Origin of the sequence: Streptomyces capoamus (assembly GCF_014654935.1) — a bacterium.
GTDB classification, from domain to species: domain Bacteria; phylum Actinomycetota; class Actinomycetes; order Streptomycetales; family Streptomycetaceae; genus Streptomyces; species Streptomyces capoamus.
In genome coordinates this window covers 142,960-149,689 of record NZ_BNBF01000002.1, presented here as the reverse complement: position 1 = coordinate 149,689, position 6,730 = coordinate 142,960, and the positions used below count along the sequence as shown (strand labels likewise).

General features: G+C 74.5%; 7 protein-coding genes, 1 pseudogene and 1 riboswitch. Of the genes and pseudogenes, 5 read left to right on the top strand and 3 right to left on the bottom strand.

Going from position 1 to position 6,730, the window contains the following annotated elements; all coding sequences use genetic code 11:
* Positions 1-294: pseudogene (locus IE312_RS38690) on the top strand (glycine/betaine ABC transporter permease); the annotation flags it as partial.
* Position 295: 1 nt separating this feature from the next.
* Entirely contained in the window at positions 296-1,249 is a 954-nt protein-coding gene (locus tag IE312_RS04220; protein WP_189978509.1) for an ABC transporter substrate-binding protein, read from the top strand.
* 6 nt (positions 1,250-1,255) lie between these two features.
* Here IE312_RS04220 and IE312_RS04215 read toward each other — a convergent pair whose 3' ends face one another.
* Together IE312_RS04215 and IE312_RS04210 are read right to left on the bottom strand one after the other, a co-directional pair.
* Complete coding sequence (locus tag IE312_RS04215; protein ID WP_189978507.1) at positions 1,256-1,990, bottom strand: isocitrate lyase/PEP mutase family protein; 735 nt, start codon at positions 1,988-1,990, stop codon at positions 1,256-1,258.
* A complete protein-coding gene (locus tag IE312_RS04210) occupies positions 1,987-2,487 on the bottom strand; it encodes a carboxymuconolactone decarboxylase family protein (RefSeq protein ID WP_189978505.1) in 501 nt (166 codons plus the stop codon). Before IE312_RS04210 ends, IE312_RS04215 begins: the two co-directional genes overlap by 4 nt.
* A gap of 46 nt (positions 2,488-2,533) precedes the next feature.
* Here IE312_RS04210 and pdxR point away from each other — a divergent pair, with 46 nt between their 5' ends.
* The gene (pdxR, locus tag IE312_RS04205; protein ID WP_189978503.1) at positions 2,534-3,931 is read left to right on the top strand and encodes a MocR-like pyridoxine biosynthesis transcription factor PdxR; all 1,398 of its coding nucleotides are present in this window, start codon (positions 2,534-2,536) and stop codon (positions 3,929-3,931) included.
* Between the two features lie 62 nt (positions 3,932-3,993).
* Here the strand turns inward: pdxR and IE312_RS04200 are convergent, their stop codons facing one another.
* Positions 3,994-4,833: a DMT family protein gene (locus IE312_RS04200; protein ID WP_189978970.1), complete on the bottom strand. Its 840-nt coding sequence runs from the start codon at positions 4,831-4,833 to the stop codon at positions 3,994-3,996.
* Between the two features lie 118 nt (positions 4,834-4,951).
* Between IE312_RS04200 and IE312_RS04195 the strand changes: the two genes are divergently transcribed.
* Both IE312_RS04195 and IE312_RS04190 read left to right on the top strand, forming a co-directional pair.
* Positions 4,952-5,356 (top strand): hypothetical protein, encoded by a 405-nt coding sequence (locus IE312_RS04195; protein WP_189978501.1) that lies wholly within the window; start codon positions 4,952-4,954, stop codon positions 5,354-5,356.
* A 12-nt stretch (positions 5,357-5,368) separates the two neighbouring features.
* Positions 5,369-6,553 (top strand): glutathionylspermidine synthase family protein, encoded by a 1,185-nt coding sequence (locus tag IE312_RS04190; protein ID WP_189978499.1) that lies wholly within the window; start codon positions 5,369-5,371, stop codon positions 6,551-6,553.
* Between the two features lie 86 nt (positions 6,554-6,639).
* Positions 6,640-6,728: riboswitch (ZMP/ZTP riboswitch) on the top strand.
* Positions 6,729-6,730: the final 2 nt, after the last annotated feature.

The following is a 6,730-nucleotide window of genomic DNA, read 5'->3' as shown; positions in this document are numbered from 1 at the left end:
GAGTCGGCGCGCTCGCTCGGCGCGACCGGCCGCCAGCAGCTGTGGCAGGTGCAGCTCCCGCTGGCCCGGCGCGCGCTGCTGCTCGCGGTCAACCAGGGCGTGGTCCTGGTGCTGGCCGTGGTCATCATCGGCGGTCTGGTCGGCGGCGGCGCCCTCGGCTACGACGTCGCCTTCGGCCTCGCCCAGGGCGACCTGGCGACCGGCCTGGTCGCCGGTGCCGCCATCGTCTGCCTGGGCCTGATGCTCGACCGGGTGACCCAGCCGACGGGCCGCCGCGCGAAGAAGGGAGCCTGACATGCGACGTCGTACGACCGCCCTGGTGGGCTCGCTGGTGCTGCTGACCGCGACCGGCTGCGGCGCCGCCGACATGACCAAGCAGGCCTCGCCCTTCGCGAACGCCGGGGGCGCGAAGTCGGTCACCCTGTCCGTGCAGTCCTGGGTGGGCGCGCAGTCCAACGTGGCCGTCGCCCAGTACATCCTGGAGCACAAGCTCGGCTACCGCGTCGACACCGTCCAGGTCGACGAGGTGCCCGCGTGGGACGCGCTCAGCCAGGGCCGCGTCGACGCCCTCCTGGAGGACTGGGGCCACCCGGACCAGGAGAAGCGGTACGTCACCGACAAGAAGACGATCGCGCCCGGCGGCGACCTCGGGGTGACCGGGCACATCGGCTGGTTCGTGCCGACGTACCTCGCCAAGCAGCACCCGGACATCACCGACTGGCGGAACCTGAACAAGTACGCCTCGCTGTTCCGCACCGCGGAGAGCGGCGGCAAGGGCCAGCTGATGGACGGCTCCCCGTCCTACGTCACCAACGACAAGGCGCTGGTGAAGAACCTGAAGCTGGACTACCAGGTCGTCTTCGCCGGTTCCGAGGCGGCGCAGATCACCCAGATGAAACAGTTCGCCAAGGAGAAGAAGCCCTTCCTGACGTACTGGTACGCGCCGCAGTGGCTGTTCAAGAAGGTGCCCATGACGGAGGTGAAGCTGCCGCCGTACAAGGAGGGCTGCGACGCCGACCCCGCGAAGGTCGCCTGCTCCTACCCGCACACCCCGTTGCAGAAGTACCTGAACGCGGACTTCGCGAAGACGGGCGGCAAGGCCGCGGCCTTCCTGAAGAAGTTCCGGTGGACGACGGAGGACCAGAACGAGGTCTCCCTGATGATCGCCGAGCAGAAGACGGACCCGCAGACGGCGGCGGAGAAGTGGGTGGACAGCCACCCCGACGTGTGGAAGAAGTGGCTGTCCTGATCCCGCCTACCGCGTCAGGCCGTCGGCGATCTCCCGCAGCGCGGCGGCGGCCCGCCGCTGCAGGCCCGGCCCGAAGGTGACCCGGGTGGCCCCGAGCCCGCCGAGCACGGCGGGCGAGGGGCCGTCCCCGTCCAGCACGGCCAGGGCGTTCAGCGGACCCTGGATCCCGGCCCGCAGCAGGGGCAGCACCGCTTCGGGGGCCAGGATCGGGTACACGCAGTCCGCGCCCGCCGCGACGTACAGCGCGGCCCGCTCGATGGCCCGTTCCGGGTCGCCGTCGCCGTGCACGAAGACGTCCACGCGGGCGTTGACGAACAGCCGGTCGGCGGCGGCGGCCCGCACCCCGGCGAGGAACTCGGCCTGCTCCCGCGGGTCCTTGAGGACGCCCCCGGCCGAGTCCTCCAGGTTGCAGCCGACGGCACCCGCCTCCAGCAGCCGCTCGACCAGCTCCTCGGCACCGAGCCCGTACCCGTCCTCGACGTCCGCCGACACCGGCACGTCCACCGCGCGGGCGATCCGGGCGACCGCCGCGAACATCTCGTCGGCGGGGGTGGCCCCGTCCGCGTACCCGAGCGCGGCGGCCACGCCCGCGCTCGGCACGGCCAGCGCCGGGAACCCGGCGGCCGCGCACACCCGGGCGCTCGCCGCGTCCCACGGGCCGGGCAGCACCAGCGGGTGGTCCGGGACGCGCCCCCGGTGCAGGGCGCGGAACTCCTGCGCCTTGTCCCGCGCCGGGCTCACTTGTGCTGCCCGGGCTGGTAGTGCCCCGGGGTCATCCGGAAGGTCACCCCGAACCGGTTCCAGGCGTTGATCACCGTGATCGCGGCGACCAGCTGCGCCAGCTCGGCCTCCTCGAAGTGCCCGGCGGCCCGGGCGTACACCTCGTCCGGCACGAAGCCCTCGGTCAGCACGGTGACCGCCTCGGTCAGCTCCAGCGCGGCCAGCTCCTTCTCGGTGTAGAAGTGCCGCGACTCCTGCCAGGCGCTCAGCTGCACGACCCGCTCGACGCTCTCACCGGCCGCGAGGGCGTCCTTGGTGTGCATGTCGAGGCAGAACGCACAGCGGTTCAGCTGCGAGGCGCGGATCTTCACCAGCTCGTAGAGCGTGGGGTCCAGGCCCCGCTTGGCGACGCTGTCCAGGCGGATCATCGCCTTGTAGACGTCGGGGGCGTGCTCGGCCCAGCCCAGACGCGGGGCTTCTTCGGTGGCGTACGCGGCGGTTTCCTGTGCAGTGCTCATGCCTCGACCCTAGGAGCGAGGCAGCCCAGGAGTATGGTCCATTTCCATGGCGGGTTCCTGGGCCACTTCGGGCGTCGACCTGCACCTCGAACCGAGCGGGACGGGCGGGGTGCGCCGAGGCCTGACCGACGCCCTGCGCGACGCGGTCCGCTCCGGCCGGCTCGCCCCCGGCACCCGGCTGCCGTCCTCCCGTTCCCTGGCCGCCGACCTCGGGATCGCCCGCAACACCGTCACCGAGGTCTACGCCGATCTGGTCGCGGAGGGCTGGCTCACCGCCCGGCAGGGCTCCGGCACCCGGGTGGCGCCCGGTGACCCGCACGGCCCCGCGGCGCCCGCCGCCCCGGCGCCGCCCCGCCGCACCCCCGCCCTCCCGCGCCACGACCTCGTCCCCGGCACCCCCGACCTGGCCGCCTTCCCGCGCACCGAGTGGCTCAAGGCCACCCGCCGCGCCCTGGCCACGGCCCCCTTCCACGCCCTCGGCTACGGCGACCCGCGCGGCCGCCCCGAACTGCGCACCGCCCTCGCCGGTTACCTCGCCCGCGCCCGCGGCGTGCGCGCCGACCCCGACACCCTCGTGATCACCGCGGGGTTCTCGCACGCCCTGACCCTCCTCGGCAAGGTCCTGCGGGCCCGCGGGGTGCGCACGGTGGCCGTGGAGTCGTACGGCCTCGACGTCCACTGGGCGCTGCTGCGCGCCGCGGGCCTCGCCACACCCCCGCTGCCCTACGACGACCTGGGCACGGACCCCGGCGACCCGGGCGGGGCCGGCGCGGTCCTGCTCACCCCCGCCCACCAGTTCCCCATGGGCACGCCCCTGCACCCCGACCGCCGGGCCGCCGTCGTCGCCTGGGCCCGGCGCACCGGCGGGCTGGTCCTGGAGGACGACTACGACGGCGAGTTCCGCTACGACCGCCAGCCCGTCGGCGCCCTCCAGGGGCTCGCCCCCGACCGGGTCGTCTACCTCGGCACGGCCAGCAAGTCGCTCGCGCCCGGGCTGCGGCTGGGCTGGATGGTACTGCCGCCGGCCCTGGCCGCGGAGGTGACCGCGGCCAAGGGCCGTGCGGACACCGTCGGCGCGCTGGAGCAGCTCACCCTCGCGGAGTTCCTCGCCTCCGGCGCGTACGACCGCCACGTCCGCTCCTCCCGGCTGCGCTACCGCCGGCGCCGCGACGCCCTCGCCGCCGCCGTGACCGCCCGGGCCCCCGAGGTCCACGTCACCGGCATCGCCGCCGGCCTCCACGCGGTGCTGCGCCTGCCGCCGGGCACCGAGGAGTCCGTGGTCCAGGCCGCCGCCTGGCAGGGCCTGGCCCTGCACGGCCTCTCCTTCCACCGCCACCCGCAGGCCGTCACCGCCCCGCTGGACGCCCTGGTCGTCGGCTACGGCACGCCTCCGGACAGCGCATGGGCGGGGGCACTGGAGGCGTTGTGCAGGGTGCTGCCCTAGGCCACCGTCCGGATCGCGCCGGGCCCGGCAACGCCTCGTCCCGGCCGGACGCTGCGGCCGCCTCAGGTGCCCCCGGTCGCCCCCTCCGGCGCCGGTGCCTCCCCGAACCGGGCCAGCAGCAACGCCCCCGCCACCGCCACCGCGAATCCCAGCGCCGCCACCCCGGTCATCCCCTCGCGCGTCCGGTCGCCGAGCCAGACCACCCCGACCGCGGCCGGTCCGATCGTCTCGCCGATCACCAGCCCCGCCGTGGCCGTCGTCACCGAGCCCCGCTGGAGGGCCGAGGTGAGCAGGAGGAACGCGGCGCCGCCACCGAGCAGCAGCGCGTACGCCGCCGGATCGGTCAGCAGGTCCGCCGGCCGCAGCGAGTCGATCAGCCGCACCGCCACCTCCACGACCCCGAACCCGCACCCGGCGCCGAGCCCCAGCAGCAGCGCCCGGGCCCGCCCGGACAGGCGCCCGCCGATCCCGCCGAGCAGCAGCACGCCCACCGCGGCGGCGACCATCGCGTACCGCAGCCAGCCCGGGCCGGTCCGGTCGCCCTCGGTGCCCGAGGCCAGCCCCAGCAGGGCGAGCCCGGCGCACACCACCCCGATGGCGCCCCACTCCAGCCCGCTCAGCCGGACCCGCAGCAGCCGCGCCGCCACCACGGCGGTCACCGCGAGGCTCGCCGCCAGGGCCGCGCCCACCGCGTAGATCGGCACCGAGCGCAGGGCCGCGATCTGCAGCAGGAAGCCCAGCCCGTCGAGCGCGAGGCCGGCGAGGTACCGCCACTGCCGCAGCGCCCGCAGCAACAGCGCAGCGTCCCCGCCGCCCTCCCCGGCACCCGCCGTCCGCGCGGCCACCGCCTGCAACACCGTCGCGGTTCCGAAGCAGACCGCCGCGCCGAGGGCGCACACCATTCCGAAGAGCACGAACCGACTCTAGGCGAGCGGGAGATCACGGACCCCCTCGTGCGGGCGCTCACACCGATCTCTAGGCTGGCCGCCGGACACCGCATCCGACGGGGGAGACACGATCATGGAGCGCACACGCCGGCCACTTCGTTCCGGCACGGTCGTCCTGGGCGGCGTGGGCCTGCTGGCCGCCGCGCTGACCGCCTGCTCGTCCGAACCGGACAAGCGCTGCGTCGACCGCGACAGCCACCACCTCGCCAAGGGGTACAAGGTCGTCTCCGACAAGAACTGCAAGGCGACGGGGACGCCCGGGAGGACGACGGGCAAGACCGGCCGCAAGAAGCCCGGCAAGCGGACCGACGCCGCCTGGTACTACGACGGCGAGGAGGAGGACGGCTGGGTCGACGGCGGTTCCTTCACCAAGTCCGGCGGCGGCTCGGGCGGCGGCTCCTCCGACGACGACCACGGCGGGAGCGGCGGGGTCCACCGCGGGGGCTTCGGCGGCGGCAAGGGCGGCTCCGGCGGCTGACCGGAACACCCCATGGAACGCCGTACCCTCACCCCGCGCCCCGGCTGGCAGCAGACCGTCGAGGCCCAGGGCCTGGTCTACCCGCTCACCCGCCACCCCGACGGCTCGCTGCGCCCGTACTGGGACGAGAGCGCCTGCTACGTCTTCTCCCTGGAGGAGGTCGAGGCGCTGGAGGACACCGTCGCGGAACTGCACCGCATGTGCCTGGCCGCCGCCGCGCACCTCGTGGCCGAGGACCGCCTCGCCGATCTCGGCATCACCGACCCGCGGGTGGCCGCCGCGGTCACCGAGGCCTGGCATCGCCGTGCCGAACTGCCGTCGCTCTACGGCCGTTTCGACCTCCGCTACGACGGCACGGGACCGGCGAAGCTGCTGGAGTACAACGCGGACACCCCGACCTCCCTGGTCGAGGCCGCCTCCGCGCAGTGGTTCTGGATGGAGGACCGCTTCCCCGGCGCCGACCAGTGGAACTCCCTGCACGAACGCCTCGTGGAGGCCTGGCGCAGCCAGTCCGCCCTGCTGCCCCCCGGCAGCCCCCTGCACTTCGCGCACTCCTGCGCCGACGAACTCGGCGAGGACCTGATGACGGTCGCCTACCTCAAGGAGACCGCCGAGCAGGCCGGGCTCGCCACCGACTGGCTCGCCATGGAGGAGATCGGCTGGGACGACCTGACCGGCCGCTTCGTCGACAACCGGCTCCGCTTCATCCGCTCCCTCTTCAAGCTCTACCCGTGGGAGTGGCTCACCACCGACGCCTTCGGCGGGCACGTCCTGGACACCCTGGACAACGGCGGCGGCACCGGCAGCACCCTGTGGATCGAACCCGCCTGGAAGATGCTGCTGAGCAACAAGGCCCTGCTGCCGGTCCTGTGGGAGCTGTACCCCGGCCACCCGAACCTGCTCCCCGCCTACCTGGACGGCCCCCGCGACCTGCCCCGCACCACCGGCTACGTCGCCAAGCCCCTCCTCGGCCGCGAGGGCGAGGGCGTCACCCTCCACCCCCCGGGCACCCCGGCCGTCCCGCGCGACGAGCCCTGCTGCTACCAGCAACTGGCCCCGCTGCCCGTCTTCGACGGCAACCACGCCGTCCTCGGCGCCTGGGTGGTCCAGGACGAACCGGCGGGCCTCGGCATCCGCGAGTCCGCCGGCCCCGTCACCGACGAGTACGCCCGCTTCCTGCCCCACGTGATCCTCTAGGGACGGAAACGACGGCGGCCCCCTTCGTACCGCCGCTCGCATGGTGGACTCGGGGCCTGCGCCGCGCGGCGCGCCCGGTAGTCTGGCGAACGGGCCGTGACTGGCGCGCTGGGATGGGACGGACCATCAGGGAGCGGCCCGAGCGGGAAGAGTGCCGTGCGCCTGGGCCGAACGTGA